Genomic DNA, 21,254 nt, shown 5'->3' on the forward strand with positions numbered 1-21,254 from the left:
GTAATTTACGGAACAGCCCCTGTTGCTGAAAGAGAAATTTGTCCAACAATAATTCTGCGTTTTATATGCAGACAGTTCATACCAATGCACAATGGAGACGGAGCTTCTGTCTTATGCGTTTTCCGGACTTCTTGTTATTGTGTTTTTCATCTCGATCGCACTTGCGTTTCGGTTCAGTGACGGACACGTTCGTCTGCGAAAGCGGCTCAAATCGCGACTGATATATGGACTTCCCGTCGGTTCGATGATCACGATTGTGACGGTTCTTGCAGTATACCTCTTTTTGCAAGGCGGGATTCATGATTGGGATAATCCTGTTGTCCATCCTTTCAGATCATGGTCTTACTTTTATCCAACTGGTACAGTCGCCTCTGGATTTGCACATGGTTCTCCCTCTCACCTAACCAGCAATCTTACAACTACGCTGATCCTTGCGCCAATCGCTGAGTATATCTGGGGCCACTATCCAGATGGACAAGGTGGCACAAACGCTAGCCGTGATCAGCCGTGGTATCGGTATCCGATTATACGAGCTTGTGTTTTGTTCCCTGGTGCTGCGTTTGTGATTGCTGTGTTGACTGGAGCTTTTTCGCTTGGGTCAGTGATCGGATTTTCTGGTGTTGTATTTGCATTTGGCGGGTTTGCCGTTGTTTATTACCCGATTATCACAGTCGTCGGATTACTTGTCGTTGGTGTTGTTCGAACAATTCTTGACGGATTAGTCGAACCAATTTCCTTTGCTGGTGTAACATCAACTCTTCCTGGATGGACTAGCACAGCTGTTCAGGGGCATGGCCTTGGTTTTTTGATTGGTGTACTACTTGGAATTACGCTCCTCTACCACCGAAATAAACGTCCACGTATCTTCGAATTGTTTGTTGCACTCCTCATCTATGGACTTACTCGAGGGTTATGGCAGATTTACCGACCACTTGGCGGAAATGAATTTGTACTCTATCGTGCTCTCGGTGTGAGTGTCGTATTAATCGGTGCGGTTCTTGTTACTGCTACCGTTGTCGCGTCTAAACGGCCGTTATTCGAAGGCTCTTCTGTCACTCAGCGAGAGGCGGGTGTCATTTCATTAGTTGCTATTTTGGCTTTTCTGATTGGTCCCGGAATTGTGACTAATCTTGTTATCATCGACTATCACGATGAGCCAGCAGATGATGAGTTAGCTGTTGAGGACTATATCATTGGATACGATGAGAATGCGGAGAATCCAACAGAATTTGTGTTTGATGCCCCTGGTACTGATGAGACAATCGAACGAACAAGTAGCGGCGTCTATGTTGCTAGCGATCAGCGACAACTCTGGATCATGGATACGTCACAAAACCAACTTCGGTCAACCGGAACTGCAGACATTCAGATTGGCGGGATTGGGTGGCGTGAAACTGTTACTGCAGAGCGAGACGGATTGCAGGTTCTAGGTGCACAGTCGGTCTATGCTGTCGAGTTACGTCACGATGATCAGTTGGTCACAGCTTACGAATCCAACGCGTCAACAGCAAATATTCGCATTGACAATCGGAGTATCTCGTTTGCCCCCGACATAGATGACCGGTTTACAATTACGGTAGAGGGTTCTGACGGTGTCGAAGAAACGGCATCGATCCCGAGTGTCAACGAGTCAGTTGAGATTGGCGGAATTATGTTTCGAGCAAGCGAGACTAATGGTACGAAATTCATTAGCGCAGAACGTGATGGTACAGTAACAACAGTCGCCCAAGAAGAATAACTTGGCCTGTGTATCAGGGAAAGATAACCTCTAGACGGATGTCTGATGTTCACCCCCAGACAATTCGGAAGACTTCAGCATCGATAGATTTGGTTGCTTTTTCATGGAATGCAAACTGATGGTCAACATCTAACTCTGCTGCGAATTCGTGTGTGACTTCACCACCAAGTTCTTCGACAAAAGCATTAACAAACTCCTGACTCCCTGCATTATGCACCGAGTACGAAACTCGGGCAAGTGATTTGGCAGTCTTGAGGAACGATCGATCTGCGCCTTCGTTGCCATCTTGGGCGCCGAATGGTGGGTTCATCAACACTGTCGTCTGCGAACGCTTTGTGGAAAGAGGCGGATTGCGGGCATCTGCACAGATCCAGTCAACTGATGTATTTGTTGCAATACGCTGTCGGTTCTTTATAGCAGTTGATAGTGCGTCTCGATCAAGTTCAACACCAATAACACGGTCCGGGCCGCGCAATGCTGCTGCCAGAGCAAGCATTCCGGTCCCACTTCCAAGATCAATAACAGTCTGATTCTCGATGTCTTCGTGCAGGTCGGCAACGTGAACAATGCTGGCGGCTAATTCTGGGGGTGTTGTGTACTGTTCTAAATCAACAAGTGGGTCATCAAACCCAGCCACTACACCTAGTCGTTGGGCCAAAGACCGCCGTGTACTCATACACTTTAATACACTGTGCTAATACTAAAGTATTGTTGAATTACTTATAGTAATTCATTGAGAATCTCGGAGCTATCGTTTACCAAGTCCCGTGGAACGTATCAAATGACAACTCATCCATTGGTTTTTGCCCGGTCGCAATCTCATACTCTTCCGGTGTCAGTAGTGGCTTTGGGAACTGTGGTCCGTCATCGGTCGTGATTCGCGGACAGCCAGTGTTTACAAATGCATCAACATCGAAGCTATGGAGACGGTCTGGAGTCACCTCGTCCGTTGTGATCAGATATGCGTTCTCGTTATCTTCCACAATTTCTGTTGCTGTCTCCCATCGGCCTTGTCCAATCTTTGTACAGTAAATAACTCCCCAGGTAGTTGCGTCCATCGCTTTGTGGATCGTTGCGTAGCGTTTTTTGATAAACTGTTCCGACTCTGCTTCGGTGACAATATTGTTTACCGGATCAGCTATCACAACGGTCTTTTCGGGGTGTTCCATCGCCAATCCAACCGGATGGAACTTACCGCCACCTACATAAAGGAGATATTCCGCATCAAGATCTGCACTTGTATAATTGCATCCCAAGACCTGACCTTCGCGAGTTAGTCGTTCATCGCCGTCGTCAGTTAGTGGTGTGTAACCGTCATTTTTAATAAACTTCTTAATCCCATCGATTTTATTGAGATGCTGGGCTGTGGTTGTGAGCCCAACCTTCTCTGTAGAGTTAGGAATTGACTCTAATGCTTGCTCAACAATGGGCAGTGGATCAACATTTGAGAACAGCGGAACGTATATCATCCCATCGCTGTTTTGCATTGGGGTATGACCGAAATGAATGAATAAATCTGTCCGTCGAGCTAACTCCATATCAAGATCACATGCTCCATAGCAAGGCTTTCCAGAGACAAGCATGGAAACATCGCGATCAAGGTAGGCATCAATGTCGTCTACAACATCTGTTGACTGCCGTTTTAGTCCTTCGGGGAACTGCAGACCAATTGTCTCAGCATCCTTCTCGGCGACGGCGTCAGCAATCCGATCAAGTTCATAGTCCCATTCCCGATCATGAGTAAGGACAAGCCCTGAGCCGCCAATACCATCGTTATTCGCCATTTTACTGTATTAGTGATTACGTGCGTAAAACCTCGCCGCTTTTCTCTCTGGCAGTAAATATCGATCCACTTTCGATGATTCTCATTGCTCTCGAAAAGCATTTGCAAGCCGACCAGATACATCCGATATGTATCGTTCTGGGTCTTTTGTTGCAGAGCATATTGAACCGGTGAACGCTGAGCAGGTACAGCCAAATGGCGTGGATTTGACTACCGAAATGATTTATGAACAGATTACCCCCGGTGCAATCCGTCAGAACGGGAAGGAAATTGGAGATCGAGCTGAGATTGAGATGGTTAACGGTGAATTTCAGCTTTCGGCAGGTGCCTACATTCTCCAGTACGGAGAGGTAATCTCTGTTCCTGACGGCCACATCGGTTTTGTACTACCGCGATCCTCCCTTATGCGTAATTCCGGCATGCTCAATACTGCTGTCTGGGATGCAGGGTATGAAGGCAAAGGAGAAGGCCTTCTCACCGTAAACCGACCACTTACTATTGAGCAGGGCGCACGAATTGCTCAGTTTGTACTAGCCGAAGCAAATCATGACGGACACTATAATGGATCCTATCAGCACGAACGGGTCAGCGAAACAGAGTAGAAATATATACTTCCCGTAGTGTGCTCTCGAAATGTGGACTCCATTAGCTCACAAAATATAAAATATGTGGTATTAACTATCTGAAAAGCCAAAGACTGTTCCGACAAACATTAGTTACAGTTTATCCTACAGACCAGTGAGGGCCTGTATCTCAGTCTGGTTAGAGAGAGCGGCTCATAACCGCTTCGTCCTCGGTTCAAATCCGGGCAGGCCCACTCTATAAAGGTGCGTTTTCCAGCCACCTGCTATACGGCTATTATCAGACGTCTCAACGTCTGAAAAGCAGATATTGGAAATCGGATTACCACCCATTTTTCAATGAGCTCACCGGATTGGTGAGCGGTGGGCGTCGCCGTCATGCGATTAAAATAGCCGAAAAGAGGTGGTCAAAATGACAGTCCGCAGATGTAAATTTTGCGGGACTGTCGTTTCAGACGACTTCTGTCGTGTTTTCGGCGATCAAGAAGATGTCATCTGGCGATGCCTTGCTTGTGACTGCAAAAAACGACTCCAGAAAGGATCGGGTGCGGATAAAAATGTCAGATTACCCGACCCTTCCGAACATCCGAACCGAAATCAAGAATCTTCTGTAGAAAAGACCAGCCTAAGCCATACCTGTTAGAAACACATATACGATTTATGCTCTATGATCACCTGAGTGACCTTAGCGTTGAAATTGAGGGGTATGACCTACATCGTAACGAACGAGAGACTTCCAGCGGTTTTACCCGTGTCACAACAACTGTTTCGCTCCACGGTGAGGATGAGACAGGGCATGGTGAAGATGTAACATACGATGCAAATGAACACGACACATTCCATCGTGCGTCATCTCTCTCGATAACAGGACAATTTACGCTGACAGAGTTCTCTGATATGATTGGCGATTTGGATCTCTTCTTCGGGAGCAGACCAGAGCAATCTGTTTTTTGGAACTACCGACGGTGGGCATTCGAAAGTGCTGCACTTGATCTCGGGTTGAAGCAGACTGGAGTAAATCTTGCAGAGCGTCTCAACCGAGAATGTGATCCAGTACGATTTGTTGTAAGCACACGATTGGGTGACCCACCAACAGGTGATCGAATACTTAACTGGCTTGAACGAGATTCTAGCCTTGAGTTCAAACTTGATCCAACCTCTGACTGGACAGATGAAACTGTTTCTCTCTTAGCTAACACCAACGCCGTTCGCGTTCTCGATCTCAAAGGCCAATATCATGGAACGACAGTTGATCAGTCAGCAGACCCTGACCTGTACAGGCGAATCATCGATGGCTTTCCTGAGGCACTTATCGAAGATCCAGCATTAACCGAAACGACACGACCGTTGTTCGAAGGTCATGAAGGACGTGTTACCTGGGACTATCCGATTCGGAGTGTCGAGACTGTTGAACGCCTTCCTTGGGAACCTGCATGGATAAATATCAAACCCTCCCGATTCGGTTCAGTACAGGCCCTCTTTGATACGATTGAATATTGTCTCAACAACGGGATACAGATGTTCGGCGGAGGACAGTTTGAACTTGGAGTTGGACGTGGTCACCTACATGCTCTTGCATCGTTATTTTATCCCGATGCTCCGAACGACATAGCTCTCAAAGAGTACAACGATCCAACGCCAAGCAGTGGCCTTCCGTCGAGCCCACTTGTTCCTCCGTCAGAACAACAGGGATTTAGCTGGAAATAGTCGCTTGCGCCTCATACGAGATCAATCTTCCTTGTGTGTTCGTAGTATAAAGACATAAAATAAGTTATACTATCTGTACCGTTTAGAGCTGGACCTCAACAAACCGCCCTCCATTATCGATAGAGATCAACGCCAAGTCCGTTAACCAGCCGTATTGTAAACACTGAATAAATTAAATATAAATTATCTATTATCTTTGTATATTATACACCTATCTATATCCCAAATATCCCCTCCAAACTGGGTGTTAAGTATGCCTATTCATAGAATTGAGTAATGTTATTAGCCAACAGGCTAGAAATGGCTCCGCTCCTTGCCGATACGTTTACTGAAACCATTGAAGATAGCATTGAAACAATTATTGAGTTGCTGCCGACTATTATCCTCGTTGTCATAATCCTCGTCGCTGGTATCGTTGTTGCAAGAAGGCTTAGCCCTCCAGTGGAGCGGCTAGCCAATCAATTGAATATTGCTACTCGTCTTGACAAGACACCTCTTGAGAATGTTGTGAGCGAAAATCAAACCGCAGCGAGCCTTGTAGTATTCGTCGTGCAGTTGTACGTACTTTTGTTTGCGATTTTAATTTCTGCCGAGGTTGCGAATGCAACTGTAGCAAGTGACTGGGCAGAATTTCTAGTTCTCTATGTTCCTGAGTTGATCGGTGGTGGTTTGATTATTATCATTGGGCTTCTTATTGGTGATGCCACCGCCAAACGGATGCGGACTGCTACTGTCATCCAAGATAGTAATTATGGGGAATGGATTGTCACAGGAGCCAAGACTGCGGTGTACAGGCGGTACAAGGCGACTGCCCCGGGGTTGAAGCCGACAGCTTTATACTGAATCAAAAAGTATAATACAGTATGAGTCAGATGGAATGTTACCCGAAGATACGACAGCGCGGTGTCGTTACAATCCCAGAAGAAGTCCGAGACGGGCTTAATCTCGAAGAAGGCGACCAGCTGAAACTCACCGTCGAAAAACTCGACTGAACCAAAACTCGACCATCCAACGATGAAACACACGCTTCGCTTCCGTGCGTATCTGCCCGATGACGTAGCAACCGAAGCGTGGCGGCACATCGACATCCTCCGGCAGATTCGCAACCACGCTGTCCGAGACTACTACAACGCAGACTACAACGACAGGCCATCTGACTACGACCAACACAACAAACTCAAAAACTGGACAGACCAGTGGCCCACCTTTGCAGAACCCTCTCAACACGCCGCACAACAAGCCATCACCCAAATCCACAGCGATCTGGAAACCTTGAAAGAACGGCGAAAAGAAGGCTACAACGTCGGACGGTTGAAATGGCAAGGAGCGGGCGAATTCCGGTCGGTGTCGTACAATCAACCCCGTCGCTGGAACGTGGATCACAACACGGGCGACGACCGGTTCGTGCGACTCCGACTCGAAAAAATTGGCTGGTTCAAAATCCGAGCAGACCGCGACGTCCCACCAGCAGAGGACATTGACGAGATAATCCTGAAACAAGAAACGACGGGCGAATGGTACGTCTCGCTCGTCACCACTGTGGAAGGCACGCCGGGGAAACCGTCACTAAGCGAGATCGACCCCGAAGACTGTGTGGGTGTTGACCTTGGCATTACCAGCTACATCCTCACGTCGGAGAACCTGTCCGTTGATACACTCGACCTGTCCGATGAGTACGACCGTTACGCCCGCGAACAGCGGAAACTCGCTCGAAAAGAACACGGGTCCGCTAACTGGGAGAACCAGCGTCGGAAGGTGGCCCGAGCGAAACGAACAATCAAGCGGAAGGTCGAAGATTTCCAGCACAAACTGACGACGTGGTTGGTTACAGAGTACGATGTCGTGGCCGTCGAAGACTTAGATGCGAAGCCAATGCTGGAAACCAGCCAGAACGCCAAGAACAAGCAGGATGCCGCGTGGTCACGGTTTATCGAACTGTTGGAGTACAAGGCTGAGCTACACGGCACACACGTTGAAACGGTGAAGCCGGAAGGCACGACGAAAGAGTGCGCTGTGTGTGGTGTTGAGACGGATAAGCCACTCTGGGTGCGGGAACACTCGTGTCCAGCGTGCGGTCATACGGAAGACCGCGATCTGAACGCGGCGAAGAATATGCTCTACAGAGGACTCAAGCAGTTAGGGCTGGGACAGTCCGAATCAACGCCTGTGGAGACTGCGCTCCCTACGCTCACGCCTCAGCGAGAGACTGTGAGTGCAAAGCGCGTCGTTGAAACAGGAAGCCCTGGGGCTTGACCCCGGGGTGAGTTCACATTCATTGAACCATGCTCTGACTGGCTGGTGTTCCGTACTATCACAGGGAACTAATAGTAACTCTTCTTTATTGTCATGCTGATCTCGAACCGTACAAAGCCATGATCCTTCTTCACGGATTATTTCAAGATCAGTGAGTCGATAACGAGACATAATGGCAGTTAGCGCTCTGTGTATATATCCACTGCTGGTGTTTATCAGGTGGCGATTGTTTGCTCGTGCTACCGCTTTTCTGTTGGCGATGAGCAGCGAAGGCACAGCGTGCTATCACCTGTCCAATTAACGTCTCTTGACCCGCACGTAGGACACTGATAAGAATCCGTGTTGTATGCTGTTGAACCCCGTGGAGCAGCAAACATGCTGTCTTTGATTGCTTGCGTAAGATACGCCGGTAGATGCTGATGTTTGTATTTCACTCGATGTGCAAGGAATGCACTTGGTTGCGATGGATCAGACCCGTGCAAATCTTCCCATGTAACCGCAATTTCCCCGTTTTCTTGTCCTCGGGCAAGCTGCTTGAGTGGTGATGCTGCAGCTTCAAAGAGTGGTGTTGTTGTCCATGACTGGGGATCATCTACTGTTACGTCCTGATACGTTGAGACTGCAGATTTGTATACTGGTTTGGCCTCGCCAAGGTCTGCTATCACTCGAAAGTCACCTCCCATCTCTTTGAGACAGCCAACTTGTACTGTTCGTTCTGTACGACCAATAAGATCTTTTGTAATCATTAACCCAGCTGTCCCTCGCTGTTCGGCTCGTGTATCCAATCCAGCGACTCGATAACAGATTGCTGCTTTTAACAGATAGCTTATCCCGATCCCAGTCCAGCCCTTTTGTGAAAGCTCAAATGTGTCAACATCTTCACGTGGATCAGATAGCACAGACCAGGCGGCACGGCTGTACTCGTCGCCTGCTGAGTCATACGCTTGTGCTGCAAGTTCCTGTATAGCTGCCTGCCGGTGTCCACCAGTATTTACGCTCATGCATATACTTTGTTTGCTTACCAAAGCCTCCTGCTATTTATCTCCAGAAATCACCTCAGATGTCTTAATATCACCCAGGAAGTGAAACTGGCTCAAATTCTTGGAGCCCGAAATACGTAATAATGACTGCTCCAAGCCCAATCAGTAAAAGCCCAATAGCGATGATATCCCCAAGGACTGGAAGAATACCAATCACTTGCAGGAACATCATAACGGCCACAATTCCAAGAGCAGTTGCTAAACCGCTCCGCGAGGTGTCTATTTGCTGACCGATTAAGTATCCCAGCGCAATGATTCCATAGGCAATTACCAGCATCCCAGCAAGCAGTCCGATAATGCTAACCGGCAGTAAGACGAGTGTAAACGCCATGAACACAAAAAGGACCAAGAACGTGACTGCGAGAAGAGTACCGACACTTAGGCTGATAACCGGATAATTGCGTGCTGCTGAACCAACGGTGTTGAGAAGATGCTGATGTGTCCGCGAAAGCCAAGCCCCTGCAATTGCCAGCACGACTGTCATTACAACGATGGGAGTGTACGCTGCAACTGGGTCAGGATCGGCCGGAGTGAACTCAAGCGTTGACTGTTCAACAATTAATGCTCCACCAGCGATTTCTTTTGTCCCACCAATATGTTGGAACTCTCCATCGATAGAACCACTGCTCTCAACAATAAGTATCCCTGCCAACTGTGTCACGTCGTCTTCGATTGAGCCCTGAACCTGTAGCTCACCACCAATGATATACACTGGTCCAGATATAGATTCATCAGCCGGCACTGTAACGGTTGCATCTCCGACAATCAATGCACCATCATGCTCTGTTATCTCGTGTTCGCCTTCGATCATGAGTTCTGTAGTTTCAATACCTGCCCCGCCAGCTGAAATCATGAGTAAAGCGATGATCAACAGTGGAATTGTTTCTATATTCATGAAGGTACACCTCTTTTTGCTAACACAAACATACGATGAATATAGAGTAGTATCGGCAGACCAGCAACGAATAGGAGCGAAAGCGCATTAACATATATTAGGTGCGTTTCAAGGGGAAGCCCAATCCCTTCAGAATACAGTGCCAGTGCGGTACTCATGAACGTTGCTAGCCATCCAGCAATACCAACACCGAGTGCAGTATGGATCCCAATTGTCTCAGGAGTTGAGAGGTCTGGCCATAGAGCAAAATTAAGCGTAGTATAAAAACTAACTGCTAACACATAAAACATTGGCAGCAGCAGCGCTGGTGTACCGTCTGTTCCAAAGCGAATATCGAATACGTATAGCAGGTGAGTGAGTGCAAACAGACAGAATACCCAAAAAAATAACCAGTTTCGGCTAAAGTTTGTGTACAATAGCCCCCCAACCAGAGCGCCGATCACGTGCATAACCGCAATAAATAACCGGACATTCAGATCTGGTGACTGCCAAGAGGTATAGATATAGATCGGCTCTTCAATGATTCGAAGGAAGCCGAGACTGTCAATAAAGAAAACACCAAACATCAGCACGATTGGTGCTAAAAGTGCAAAACTAAATGTCCGGACAGGGGCAGGACGACAGAATCGACCGACACCAAAGTGTTCTCGCTTATGCTGTTCAGCAAGCATGTCGATAAATGCGAATTGTTTTAGAGAGAGCACACCGAGAATCAGCACACCCGGTACCATCATTACACTCATGACGAGACTGAATTGTTCAATTTGCCACTCAATAGGATATAACGCTGCAACGAAAAATGAAAGGCCTGCTACAGTTGCAGCGGCATATCCTCGATCCCTAACTGGGATAAAATCAATCATAAAACTGAATGTGACCGGAATTCCAACCCCGAGAGTCAAAGAACAGATAACAATCCATCCAATGAATGCCTCAGTTGTGGCTATGAATGGCGAGGCTATGGTCAAACAAAGCTGAACAAGGACAATCAAAAATAGCAACCGAAATTTTGCATAAAGATCTGTGCTCCACCCTTGTCTGTCCATCACTATTCCACTGAGGATGGCAACGATCAACGTAAGAAGAGCAAGCACAGCCATCACAACTGACACTTCCTCAGGTGGCATCCCAATTTCTCGTGTTCCAAGATCAGTCAGCCCCAGTTGTACAAAGGTGAGATTGTAATAGTACCCGGCAGTGAGTGTCGCAATATAGATCACATAGCCAGCAATTGGAGTCCACTGACGATTAGAGGCAAATTCAAAGAGTTTCATTTCTCACGACAAGACTGCATCTAATCTTCACTCCGAGTCATTAGATTTCTTGTGATCCCCAGAGTAATACCGTTTCTGTGCCTGACTTTCTGGGGTGAATGCTGTCATTTCGGTGCTCGGGCTCTCCATGTTAATCGCCATCATGGTTATCATCAGTTTCCTAACAAAGACATATAAGCATTTGGACAAGGAGATATTCTAGAGATTGTGTCATCTGGTCAGTGTAGTTAGAACAGGAAGCCTCTGTCTCAAGGGAGAGCGGCTATTACGGCAGGTGAGTAGGAAGGGGTAATTCACACTCAAGTGATCCATGGTCACGGTATGGATTGTATATATCATACTCTTTGGCGACTACAGAATCGGTGGTGTCCACTACACATGAGGATTCATCTATATCATATAATCTTGCCGTGTAATGAACAATCGCTGCGTTTCCATCTTGCGCCATGTACTGAGTAATATAGACTGATATTATGGGTATAACTCAAAACTTCGCAGTCTGCAACCTACCAATGCAGTCTTAACCTACAGACGATCTGCGAAGTAGTTACTTATCCATTATGGGTTCTCACTTTGGCTCTCTGATAAACAGTTCTGTAAATCTAGATTCGATCTTAATATGTAACTTATTTCATTCACACATTTTTCTAATGAAACTAAAAAAAGTTATATGTAGGAGAATGGGTAATGAAATCCACATGTCACCCCCCCAGAACAGTCGATCAAAATATCTGCACCGACGGGATCTCCTCAGTATCACTAGCGGATTTGTTGGTGTCAGCGCACTTGCTGGTTGCCTAACCCTTGGATCCAATGCGTTAACCGTTTTGTCTGCTGGTAGTCTGGCCACTACTTTTGAAGATTATATTGGTCCGGCTTTTGAAGCTGAGACTGATATTTCACTACACGGTGAGTACTACGGCTCAAATGCAATTATGCGGATGATCGAAGATAGAACGAAACATCCCGATGTGATTGTGAGTGCTGACGCGACATTACTACGTGATCGGTTGTACGGTAGTGTCACCAAGTGGGATATTGAATTTGCGTCAAATAGCGTTGGTATTGGCTATGATGAAAATACAGACTTTGCTGAACAACTTGACGCCGGAAATGCGTGGTATGACATTATCGAATCGACCGACAAAGATGATGTGGCAATCGCAGATCCGGATCTTGATCCTCTTGGGTACCGTGCTATTCAGGCATTTAAAATCGCACAGAAAGAACACAATCTCAATGACGATTTTGTAAGTAAGCTAGATGAGCTTACATACAGAGAACCAGAAGAACCACAGATAATGTCCAGCGTCGAGACGGGAGCACGATCAGCAGCTATCGTATACCAAAATATGGCTGTTGATCATGAAATGCCGTTTTATGAATTCCCTGAAAAGTATAATTTCAGTAATCCTGAGCTGGAAAACCATTATGCAACCGTTGAATACACGACCGACGAGGAAGAGTACACAGCAGAAGGACGCCCGATACTTTATAATGCAACAGTTAGCAACGAAGCTAACGAGCAGGATGCAGGATATCAACTGATTCAATTCCTTATTGACAATCCCGATATTCTTAAAGAAGCTGGACTGGTTGCTGGAGGTCAGCTTCCCCGTGCTTCAGGAACTGTCCCCGAACGTATTGATATATGAGCCTTACTGATATCCTCTCAATTCGTCGAACAAATCGCACAATAGGACTGTTACTTCCAGCTCTTCTCGGGAGCTTAATCCTTCTTTATTTTGCATTGCCGTTTGTTATGTTCCTTTTCCGTACTGGCTCAGCTGATATTATCTCAGGACTGTCAACGCCAGAGGCGCAATTAGCAATTCGAAATTCGCTTATTACGGCACCTATCTCGACGATGATTGCAACTGCTCTGGGCGTCCCTCTGGCTTACGTACTAGCCCGACGGTCATTCCGGGGAAAACGCTTCGTTGAGGCCTTGGTCGTCCTCCCACTTATTGTACCACCGGTAGTTGGGGGTGCTATGATTCTTACCGCAGTTGGCCGATTTACACCAATCGGTTCGGTCGCGGCTGCCGCTGGTATTCCGTTAACTGATAGTCTTATCGGGATTATCTTGGCACAGACATTTGTTGCTGCACCATTTGTTATTATCACCGCTCGAGCGGGATTCGGAGCTATCGATGAACGGCTGGAGCAGGCATCACGATCGCTTGGGCACGGACCGCTTCGAACGTTCTGGAATGTTTCGCTCCCGCTGGCAAAGGGTGCAATTCTGGCTGGAATTGTACTGACATTTGCTAGGGCTATTGGTGAGTTCGGAGCAACGATGATGGTCGCATATAACCCTCGAACAATGCCAACCCAGATTTGGGTTGATTTTATCGCGGGGGGTATCGACGAAATTGTTCCACTTTCGCTTGCATTGCTTGGCATTACACTGGTTGTCTTGGCGGCTGTTCAGTACTTTTCTCGTGTACCAACGGTGATTGATCGATGATTTTGGAAGTCGACTTACTTACACACTATTACAGCGGTAGCAAGGCGAACACCCACCCGTTTACGGGTGGGGATGAAGCCGACAATTGGGAACCATTCCACACTGGTAGTTCAGGCAGGATATTCAACGAAATCCACGAATTAATTTGCCTTCCATCACAATTATCAGATACTGACGTAAAACAACGGTCCCTCCGAGTCACCAGGGCAGAAGCACACAGAACCCACCGGCGGATAGGAAACGGCTGCTTGGCTCAGCCAGCGCCGTCGGTCGCAAACCACAATATCCCAATGTGGGAATCCCACGACCTCAGTCGTGTAGAGGAAGTCAGGATAGAGAGCGGGCCATTACTGATATTTCGTCTGGACTTGAGTCAGGAAAGTTGATCGGGCTTCTGGCCCCAACTGCGGTAAAACCACTATTGTGCAGACCATTGCCGGGCATCTATCTCCAACAGCTGGACGGATTAACACTAATGTTTAGCAGTTCTCCGTGCCAGAGACCACGGTGAAGCCACGGGCCATCGCGCCCGTGGCACTCCACAGAAGAATCAAGACGGATGCCACGGGGCTTGACCCCGAAGTTGTTGACGATGTGTGACAGTGGATATTTTATTGGATTATGTGATTCTTACTTAGTGAACTTACCCCGCCCTACTTGCTCCCTTCGGTCGCTCCTTGAGGACGGGAACGTAGCCTGTAAAAGTTAAACAGTCACTTTAATCAATTGTGTCTGAATTGGTGCTAGTCTTGTAGTGGTATTCTCTGTGGTAGTTTATTACCTACCCACAACCTGAGAAATATTCAGTTGCTAAGAATCAGTCAGCACGTAGTAAATCGTCACTGATTAGCGTAATTACATTTCCCAGTGTATTGTCTAGTGCGGTCAAATGGCCGTGAGTTACCGATGGTATGGAAAATACACACACGTAAACCTACATTCCTGCTGGCACCCAGCGATTCGGAAACAGGTTCGTCAGAGGAAAGCACTGTTATTAGTTCCCATACTGATGAAGATATTTCAGCCGAAGGCGACCTTCGTATTAAAGAAGGTGTTGAGGTGGATGGACGCGTTACGGCGACTGGGTCAATTGTAATGGAACCAGAATCATCCATTGAAGGCGAAGTTTCATCTGATGGGGATCTTGAAATGCATGACCAGGCAGAAATTGATTCAGATGCTCATGTCGGTGGGGACTTGACGATGGGCACAGAGTCGGAAATTGATGGGGATACAACAGCTACTGGAAGTACCTCCATGGGTCAAGAAAGTGAAATTGACGGAGATCTCCATACTGAGAGTTCCGTCAGCATGAGTAAAGGCTCCTCTGTAGACGGAGAAGTTACAGCCTCTGAGGAAGTAATGTTATCTCAAGACGCCGAGATTGACGGAGATGTTGAATCAGGCAGTGACGTCTCTCTCGCAGAGGACAGTGAAGTCGATGGAGATGTTCATTCTGAAGGTTCCGTCAGCACGAGTGATGGATCTTCTGTGGATGGAGATGTCACCGCTTTTGGGGACATCACGTTATCTCAGGGTGCTGAAATCGATGGTGATGCGGAAGCAGGTGGTGATATCTATCTTGCAGAAGAAAGTGAAATTGATGGTGAAGCCCATGCACAGGGATCTGTTGAAATGGCCGAAAGTTCCCGCATTGACGGCAATCTTGAGTCAGAAATGGTATCTGCAAGCCAAGGTTCCAAAATCAACGGTGATGTAGTCGCAAGCGAATTGCAAATGGACTCAGACACTAGTGTCCGAGGTGAGACAATCGAAAAGTAATCCCGACAAAAACGCCCCCTTTCCCTGCTCCCACTACCCGCACTTCCTTCTCAAATCACCTTCTCTTCCCCTGCATTTTTTATTTCATCAACCAAGCAACCGAGACCGATATGGCTAAAATTTCATACAAAAATACCCACGTATCTACTCTATTCCGAGCATAGACTTTTTTAGGCGTAGCAAATCCTCGACGCTACTACAAGTCTTCTTCTGATCCGGTCAGGCTAATTGAAGCTCTGACTGCAGATTCTCGGACCTGTTCGTATCGTTGCTCGGCCCACTCATACACTGAATTTTCTTCCCAGACCATTCCACCGGCAATCACGCCTCTATCGCTATACCCGAGAAGAGCAACGATAGGGCTCATTGCTTTCTCGTACTCAATAATCCATAATCCGTATGGAAGTGATACTGATGTCTCAAGTAGCTGAAATTGATTGGCAGATGCCAAATCAATAAGCGCAGACTGGACAGATGCAAACTCAGGAAACTGACATCTATTTGTATCCTCAATAATGACCTCAACCGCAATGTCGTTGTCAATTACATGATCACGAAGAAGGCTCACATACGGAACCTTCACCACTGGTGTAAATCCCATAACCGTTGATTTTGGCTGTAATCTCTTCGCTAGTGATTCAAGTACTTTCTCAGGAGCTTGTCGCTCAGGTAGCACAACCGTACATTCATCCAAATAATCCGGTTCAAGCTCAATTTCTTCAGGAATGTCCTCAAGCAACCCTGCTGCTCGCGCAAGTGTATTCGTCTTCTCTACGTATTCAGTGTGAAGATCTAGTCCGAGTTCACCAGCCATTGTTGATGTATATCCATTTTCTATCCGTTCGATCAATCCAATTTCTGCCAATTCATTAACTGCACGATTAATCGTTGATCGGGATACGTCCAGCTGTTCGTCTAGTTCCGGTTTCCAGAGTGGTTCATCATTAAGCACTTTAAGAACTGACCGACGCTTTGCGATTATCTCACGCATATCGCTACCAGTGTGGTCAGATGAGTCTTTGGAGTTATTCATGTCTGTAGGGAAGGAAACCTGACTGGATATCTGTCGAACATATTTCTCTGCAGGTTATATTCTGCGTTTGATGACTTATTTAATAACTTTCTATATATTAGATAATGAACATTTTTGATTGCATATATACTATAATGGATGTTTTATTGTGCAGGTCTCAGTGTAATTATGGATTAATCAGTGGTTTGATTTGGAGACAATCGCAAAAACACTCTCTTGATTTCAATAAATCTAACATAGATCCGCATGGACTTCGCGATAACCTTCTCAGATAACATTTACCGGTACGCTTGCTTTCCTGACAATTGTTTCTGTTACACTCCCCATTAAGATACGTTTAATTCCGGATAGTCCTCGAGTTCCAATAACCACCTGATCAATGTTACTTTCATCAATGTATGCTAAGATTTCTTCTTGTGGCCGGCCTTCCCTTGTCACGTACTGTAGGTCAACACTATTGTTGTGCTCAGCAACCCGGTCATGTACCTCCTGTTCGATCTGCTTACTGCGTTTCTTGGCGCGCTTTTTTGCGCCGGTTAATTCATATTCTCCTTCTAATGGGTTGACAACGTATAGGACAACAAGTGTATCGTCATTGTGTTCGTTGATTGCAAACTCAAATGCTTTCCAGGCATTTTCTGACCCGTCGACCGGTACAAGAACCCGATTATTCATACCTGTACTATCAGCGGTACTGATATGATACTTATGCCAATATATCGCAGATAATATTACTAAATTCCGGGGACAACAGGCATATACGGAGAACAGCCTTATACAGGATATCTGTTTGAAACTATGGAGTCGATGGAGTGAAGAGTATGAGTGAAATTTCTGCACGAGTATCGAATGTACTTACGACATATACAAAGAGTATAATTCTTGTTATATTGCTGTTTACCGTTGCAATCGGAGTTGGAGTGACGCAAGTTGAACAAGAATCTGATACAGAGCAGTTTGAGACTGAATCTCCTGCTGCGGAAGCACAGGAGTATATTGGTGCGAACTTTACAGCTGACACAGAAGGAAGTGTAGCACCTGTTCAGATAATTCAGCGCGGAGATAATGTTCTTACACAGGAGGCGTTGCTTGAATCACTTGCACTGCAGCAAGATATACGCGATAACGAGAAAATTAACGAAACTCTGATTACCAATAGTAATCAGCCATCCATCACTGGGTTTGCAAATGCAATTGCTGCTGCAGCAATAAATCAAGAACAACCTGCATTTGGTGCTTCACTGGAGACGCAGCGTGACGTAATTGATGAACTTGAAGATGATGAACTTGAAGACATTGTTACCCTTGTCTTGGATGAGGAGGACCGATTTGACGCGCTCAGCTTTATGCCGTCATCTTATACTCCCGGATCATCGAACGCTACGGCTGGCCTTACTATTGTCAGTCAAGAACTTGAAAATGATGTACAGGATCCAGATGCCTTTCCGGATGATCTGACAGAAGCACAACTCGAGATCCGAGAACTTACACAGGATCGAGACTCGGAATACTCGCTGTTTGGCTTTGGGATTCTTAACGACGAAATTGAGAATTCTCTTGCAGACAGTGGTGCAATTGTCGGTCCTTTAGCACTACTTTTCGTTGTCGTTGCATTGACGATTGCTTACCGCGATATCCTTGATATTACGCTTGGTGTCTTTGGGATACTTCTTGTTCTAGTTTGGACCTTTGGATTCATGGGGTGGGCAGGAATTGATTTCAATCAGCTACTGCTTTCTGTTCCAGTGTTGCTAATCGGGTTGTCAATTGACTATGCGATCCATGTATTCATGCGCTACCGGGAGCAGCGCGAAGCTGATGAAAGTGCTGATAATTTACGACGGCCAATGGCTGTGGCACTGGCCGGGGTAGGTGCTGCATTAGTCTGGGTGACAGCTACTGCTGCTCTTGGGTTCTTGGCAAACCTCACAAGCCCGGTCGGCCCACTACAAGACTTCGGTATTGTGAGTGCATTTGGTGTTTTTGCAGCATTGATTGTCTTCGGGGTGTTGACGCCGGCCTTGAAAATTGAGCTTGACGGTGCGCTTGAGGCGCGTGGTATTAACCGACAAAAGCAAGCCTTCGGGACAGGTGGATCCGCTTTCAGCCGTGTTTTGCAAATTGGTGTCACAACGGCTCGTCGCGTTCCACTTGCTGTTGTCGTCTTGGCTCTGATTCTGTCTGCCGGCGGTCTCTATGGTGCAACACAAGTCGATACGAGTTTCGATGAAACAGACTTCCTTGCTGACAGTCCGCCTGATTGGACAGAGAATCTTCCCGGACCGATGGCACCTGGTACCTACCAAGCAAGTGATGATCTGGACTTTATCGGCGAAAACTTCCAGCAAGATGATAACGAGGCGGAGATACTGATACGCGGCAATGTAACTGACGATCAGACGCTTCGCTGGCTTAATACTGCAAGTACAGATGCCAGAGAATTAGATACCGTGTTTGTCGGAGCAGATGGGTCACCTGACATTACGTCACCGCTTTCTCTCATGGAAGAGGCGGCGGCACAAGGAAGTGATAACGCAGATATTCCTGAAACAGAACGTGACGAAGCTGAAAATAACTACGTTGAATTCTGGAATCTATACGAGCAGTCTGTCGATAATGCCGGTGTTCCAGAAGAGAATGTTACTGCACTGTATAATCGTCTTCTAGTAGCGAACCCACAAGCAGCAGAGTACATTTATAACGATGGCGATGAATACCAAGCGGTTCGACTGCAGTTCGGTGTTGTTGGCGACGCCGGCATTGGAGCCATTGCTGATGATAACAGGGAGATTGCTTCGAATCTTGAAGATGAAAGTGATGGTGTACTCACAGCCTCTGCGGCTGGTGATCAAGTCATCTTTGATAATGTCCAGGAGGATCTGTTGGATACGGTCATTCAAGGACTGGTAATCACTCTTGTGTCTGTGTTCGTATTCTTGGCTATCGCATACCGCTTGACCGGCAGTCCAGCATCATTAGGAATTGTAACAATGATCCCGGTTGCATTAGCCGTGACATGGATACTTGGATCCATGTGGGTGCTTGATATTCCGTTTAATACGTTGACCGGTACGATCACGTCCCTAACAGTCGGGTTGGGTATTGCATACAGTATCCACATAAGCTCACGATATGAACTTGAACTTCGTCGACAAGGTGATATCTGGAATGCACTTGAGACAACCGTTACAGGCACAGGCGGAGCGTTACTTGGTAGTGCCGCGACAACTGTCGGTGGGTTTGGAACACTAGTCTTCGCAATTTTACCAATCCTTCGCCAGTTTGGAATTGTTACTGGACTAACAATAATATATGCATTCTTTGCGAGCGTACTTGTCCTACCAGCACTGCTGGTTCTTTGGACACAGTACATTGGATTCTCAGCCGATGATTCGTCATCAAGTGATTTGTCAAGGGACGATGACTCGTCAGGACCTGGCTCCCCGACTGATGCGCCAACCCCGGCGACCACTCAGAATCAAGATCAGGAGGCAAGAAGTTCACCTGTTGAAGGCGATGCCCAGAGCACCGCTGGAACTGGTAGTACTCGACCAAAGACTGCCCTCGCCCAGGATTTCACAACACAAGACGATCCACAAGCAAAGTCTGTTCCACCTAATACTTCATCTATTGAGAATCATGTACAAGAACGGTCTGAAGCTCCTTCCAACGTAAATTCAGCTAAACCGGATGCTACGTCAGAGAATTCACCTCCGTTTAACCAAACAGCAGACAGCTTGCACCACCAAGCTGATGTAGTAATCATTGAAGAGCCAGATCCTAATGTGGCTGTGGATCCTTCAGAAGCAACTGACCCGGGAACAACAAGTAGTGTAGAAGATGCAGATTCAGTACCAACCCGAGATCATGATGACGTAACGGTAATCAGAGACAGTACAGCTAACAACCAGTAGTAGCATATTCTATTTTTCTGTCAAAGCGCTTTGCCAGTCAAAATAGCTGTTTGCAGCAGATTCAAAAAATATGGTAAGACGGATTCTTCGCTCCACTGCTGGCGGGCCATCAGCCGTCTGGTCGGAAGAGTGTCAGTCAGTCCTTCTGACGTCCGAGGTAAGGACGCTGAGTTGACCGGGTTCATCAGTCCGTCCATCATAGTACTTCACGGAAAGGGATTCTATAAACGCCTACAGCACTGTATGTCAGGTTGTACCAAGACTAAGTTTAAATTCATAGCGACAATATCACATTCATGGCTTCTGTTGGAAACCAAGCTCCGGACTTTACCGCAACAATTGTTGCGGAGGAAGATGGTACAATGGTCCTCTCGGACCGTCTCTCGGATGAGGCTCCGATTGTACTCGTATTTTTCCCTGGCCCATTTACTCCTACGTGTACGGACGAATTGACCGCATTTCAGGATGACTTAGACACATATAATGAAATTGGTGCGACGATTTACGCCGTCCATACAGATACGCCGAAATCTCTTGAGGTATTTCGTGATCAGTCTGGTATTGAGTTTTCACTGCTCAGCGACACCGCACGAAATGTCGTAGACGCATACGATGTTCGATGTGATTTTGAACAGTACGGTTTGATCGGTGTTCCGGATCGTGCAGTCTTTGTTATTGACTCTACTGGAAAAATCACATACAAATGGATAGCCGACGATATTAGTCAAGAACCAGACTATGAGCTCATCAAGGAGGCGGTTAGAAATTCTATTTGATCAAACTG

19 protein-coding genes and 1 tRNA gene are annotated in these 21,254 nt (G+C 46.8%); 12 read left to right on the top strand and 8 right to left on the bottom strand.

The features are described from left to right. Positions 1-91 precede the first annotated feature (91 nt). Entirely contained in the window at positions 92-1,738 is a 1,647-nt protein-coding gene (locus K0C01_RS10205; protein WP_221169601.1) for a rhomboid family intramembrane serine protease, read from the top strand. Between the two features lie 49 nt (positions 1,739-1,787). On the opposite strand, the gene K0C01_RS10210 is transcribed toward K0C01_RS10205, so the two are convergent. Continuing rightward, the gene (locus tag K0C01_RS10210) at positions 1,788-2,414 is read right to left on the bottom strand and encodes an METTL5 family protein (RefSeq protein ID WP_221169602.1); all 627 of its coding nucleotides are present in this window, start codon (positions 2,412-2,414) and stop codon (positions 1,788-1,790) included. A 79-nt stretch (positions 2,415-2,493) separates the two neighbouring features. Beyond that, entirely contained in the window at positions 2,494-3,522 is a 1,029-nt protein-coding gene (dph2, locus tag K0C01_RS10215) for a diphthamide biosynthesis enzyme Dph2 (RefSeq protein WP_221169603.1), read from the bottom strand. Between the two features lie 127 nt (positions 3,523-3,649). On the opposite strand from dph2, the gene K0C01_RS10220 reads away from it, so the two are divergent. From K0C01_RS10220 to K0C01_RS10245, 6 genes are all read left to right on the top strand, one after another. Further along, on the top strand, positions 3,650-4,123 hold the full coding sequence (locus tag K0C01_RS10220) for a deoxyuridine 5'-triphosphate nucleotidohydrolase (RefSeq protein ID WP_221169604.1): 474 nt from the start codon (positions 3,650-3,652) through the stop codon (positions 4,121-4,123). Between the two features lie 140 nt (positions 4,124-4,263). Next, positions 4,264-4,338 (top strand) — tRNA-Ile (locus tag K0C01_RS10225). A gap of 424 nt (positions 4,339-4,762) precedes the next feature. Beyond that, the gene (locus K0C01_RS10230; protein ID WP_221169605.1) at positions 4,763-5,809 is read left to right on the top strand and encodes an enolase-like domain-containing protein; all 1,047 of its coding nucleotides are present in this window, start codon (positions 4,763-4,765) and stop codon (positions 5,807-5,809) included. A 276-nt stretch (positions 5,810-6,085) separates the two neighbouring features. Then, a complete protein-coding gene (locus tag K0C01_RS10235; RefSeq protein ID WP_221169606.1) occupies positions 6,086-6,652 on the top strand; it encodes a hypothetical protein in 567 nt (188 codons plus the stop codon). Positions 6,653-6,672: 20 nt separating this feature from the next. After that, the gene (locus tag K0C01_RS10240) at positions 6,673-6,801 is read left to right on the top strand and encodes an AbrB/MazE/SpoVT family DNA-binding domain-containing protein (protein ID WP_221169607.1); all 129 of its coding nucleotides are present in this window, start codon (positions 6,673-6,675) and stop codon (positions 6,799-6,801) included. 22 nt (positions 6,802-6,823) lie between these two features. Continuing rightward, complete coding sequence (locus K0C01_RS10245) at positions 6,824-8,062, top strand: RNA-guided endonuclease InsQ/TnpB family protein (RefSeq protein WP_221169608.1); 1,239 nt, start codon at positions 6,824-6,826, stop codon at positions 8,060-8,062. Between the two features lie 239 nt (positions 8,063-8,301). Here K0C01_RS10245 and K0C01_RS10250 read toward each other — a convergent pair whose 3' ends face one another. From K0C01_RS10250 to K0C01_RS10265, 4 genes are all read right to left on the bottom strand, one after another. Beyond that, entirely contained in the window at positions 8,302-9,063 is a 762-nt protein-coding gene (locus K0C01_RS10250) for a hypothetical protein (protein WP_221169609.1), read from the bottom strand. Between the two features lie 70 nt (positions 9,064-9,133). Further along, the gene (locus K0C01_RS10255; RefSeq protein WP_221169610.1) at positions 9,134-9,997 is read right to left on the bottom strand and encodes a hypothetical protein; all 864 of its coding nucleotides are present in this window, start codon (positions 9,995-9,997) and stop codon (positions 9,134-9,136) included. After that, positions 9,994-11,271, bottom strand: a complete 1,278-nt coding sequence (locus tag K0C01_RS10260; RefSeq protein ID WP_221169611.1) for an MFS transporter — start codon at positions 11,269-11,271, stop codon at positions 9,994-9,996. The genes K0C01_RS10255 and K0C01_RS10260 overlap by 4 nt, the downstream gene beginning before the upstream one ends. A 265-nt stretch (positions 11,272-11,536) precedes the next feature. Continuing rightward, positions 11,537-11,719, bottom strand: a complete 183-nt coding sequence (locus tag K0C01_RS10265) for a hypothetical protein (protein WP_221169612.1) — start codon at positions 11,717-11,719, stop codon at positions 11,537-11,539. Positions 11,720-11,969: 250 nt separating this feature from the next. Between K0C01_RS10265 and K0C01_RS10270 the strand changes: the two genes are divergently transcribed. The 3 genes from K0C01_RS10270 to K0C01_RS10280 all read left to right on the top strand — a co-directional run bounded on the left by K0C01_RS10270 (position 11,970) and on the right by K0C01_RS10280 (position 15,523). After that, a complete protein-coding gene (locus K0C01_RS10270; RefSeq protein WP_221169613.1) occupies positions 11,970-12,926 on the top strand; it encodes an extracellular solute-binding protein in 957 nt (318 codons plus the stop codon). After that, on the top strand, positions 12,923-13,741 hold the full coding sequence (locus tag K0C01_RS10275) for an ABC transporter permease (RefSeq protein WP_221169614.1): 819 nt from the start codon (positions 12,923-12,925) through the stop codon (positions 13,739-13,741). The genes K0C01_RS10270 and K0C01_RS10275 overlap by 4 nt, the downstream gene beginning before the upstream one ends. A gap of 906 nt (positions 13,742-14,647) precedes the next feature. Then, the gene (locus K0C01_RS10280; RefSeq protein ID WP_221169615.1) at positions 14,648-15,523 is read left to right on the top strand and encodes a polymer-forming cytoskeletal protein; all 876 of its coding nucleotides are present in this window, start codon (positions 14,648-14,650) and stop codon (positions 15,521-15,523) included. Between the two features lie 196 nt (positions 15,524-15,719). On the opposite strand, the gene K0C01_RS10285 is transcribed toward K0C01_RS10280, so the two are convergent. Together K0C01_RS10285 and K0C01_RS10290 are read right to left on the bottom strand one after the other, a co-directional pair. After that, a complete protein-coding gene (locus K0C01_RS10285; protein ID WP_221169616.1) occupies positions 15,720-16,556 on the bottom strand; it encodes a helix-turn-helix transcriptional regulator in 837 nt (278 codons plus the stop codon). Positions 16,557-16,823: 267 nt separating this feature from the next. Further along, positions 16,824-17,231, bottom strand: coding sequence for a universal stress protein (locus K0C01_RS10290; protein ID WP_221169617.1), 408 nt, complete (start codon positions 17,229-17,231; stop codon positions 16,824-16,826). 146 nt (positions 17,232-17,377) lie between these two features. Between K0C01_RS10290 and K0C01_RS10295 the strand changes: the two genes are divergently transcribed. Both K0C01_RS10295 and K0C01_RS10300 read left to right on the top strand, forming a co-directional pair. Continuing rightward, positions 17,378-20,470 carry an efflux RND transporter permease subunit gene (locus tag K0C01_RS10295; protein WP_255568279.1) on the top strand — a complete coding sequence of 1,031 codons (3,093 nt, stop codon included), beginning with the start codon at positions 17,378-17,380 and terminating at the stop codon, positions 20,468-20,470. Between the two features lie 296 nt (positions 20,471-20,766). Next, the gene (locus tag K0C01_RS10300) at positions 20,767-21,246 is read left to right on the top strand and encodes a redoxin domain-containing protein (protein ID WP_221169618.1); all 480 of its coding nucleotides are present in this window, start codon (positions 20,767-20,769) and stop codon (positions 21,244-21,246) included. The last annotated feature ends 8 nt before the right edge of the window (positions 21,247-21,254 follow it).

Source organism: Salinarchaeum sp. IM2453, assembly GCF_019693215.1.
GTDB lineage: Archaea > Halobacteriota > Halobacteria > Halobacteriales > Salinarchaeaceae > IM2453.

Coding starts and splice junctions, on each gene's coding strand:
- K0C01_RS10205 (WP_221169601.1), top strand. CDS start 92: ATGGAGACGGAGCTTCTGTCTTATGCGTTTTCCGGACTTCTTGTTATT.
- K0C01_RS10210 (WP_221169602.1), bottom strand. CDS start 2,414: ATGAGTACACGGCGGTCTTTGGCCCAACGACTAGGTGTAGTGGCTGGG.
- dph2 (WP_221169603.1), bottom strand. CDS start 3,522: ATGGCGAATAACGATGGTATTGGCGGCTCAGGGCTTGTCCTTACTCAT.
- K0C01_RS10220 (WP_221169604.1), top strand. CDS start 3,650: ATGTATCGTTCTGGGTCTTTTGTTGCAGAGCATATTGAACCGGTGAAC.
- K0C01_RS10230 (WP_221169605.1), top strand. CDS start 4,763: ATGCTCTATGATCACCTGAGTGACCTTAGCGTTGAAATTGAGGGGTAT.
- K0C01_RS10235 (WP_221169606.1), top strand. CDS start 6,086: ATGTTATTAGCCAACAGGCTAGAAATGGCTCCGCTCCTTGCCGATACG.
- K0C01_RS10240 (WP_221169607.1), top strand. CDS start 6,673: ATGAGTCAGATGGAATGTTACCCGAAGATACGACAGCGCGGTGTCGTT.
- K0C01_RS10245 (WP_221169608.1), top strand. CDS start 6,824: ATGAAACACACGCTTCGCTTCCGTGCGTATCTGCCCGATGACGTAGCA.
- K0C01_RS10250 (WP_221169609.1), bottom strand. CDS start 9,063: ATGAGCGTAAATACTGGTGGACACCGGCAGGCAGCTATACAGGAACTT.
- K0C01_RS10255 (WP_221169610.1), bottom strand. CDS start 9,997: ATGAATATAGAAACAATTCCACTGTTGATCATCGCTTTACTCATGATT.
- K0C01_RS10260 (WP_221169611.1), bottom strand. CDS start 11,271: ATGAAACTCTTTGAATTTGCCTCTAATCGTCAGTGGACTCCAATTGCT.
- K0C01_RS10265 (WP_221169612.1), bottom strand. CDS start 11,719: ATGGCGCAAGATGGAAACGCAGCGATTGTTCATTACACGGCAAGATTA.
- K0C01_RS10270 (WP_221169613.1), top strand. CDS start 11,970: ATGTCACCCCCCCAGAACAGTCGATCAAAATATCTGCACCGACGGGAT.
- K0C01_RS10275 (WP_221169614.1), top strand. CDS start 12,923: ATGAGCCTTACTGATATCCTCTCAATTCGTCGAACAAATCGCACAATA.
- K0C01_RS10280 (WP_221169615.1), top strand. CDS start 14,648: ATGGTATGGAAAATACACACACGTAAACCTACATTCCTGCTGGCACCC.
- K0C01_RS10285 (WP_221169616.1), bottom strand. CDS start 16,556: ATGAATAACTCCAAAGACTCATCTGACCACACTGGTAGCGATATGCGT.
- K0C01_RS10290 (WP_221169617.1), bottom strand. CDS start 17,231: ATGAATAATCGGGTTCTTGTACCGGTCGACGGGTCAGAAAATGCCTGG.
- K0C01_RS10295 (WP_255568279.1), top strand. CDS start 17,378: ATGAGTGAAATTTCTGCACGAGTATCGAATGTACTTACGACATATACA.
- K0C01_RS10300 (WP_221169618.1), top strand. CDS start 20,767: ATGGCTTCTGTTGGAAACCAAGCTCCGGACTTTACCGCAACAATTGTT.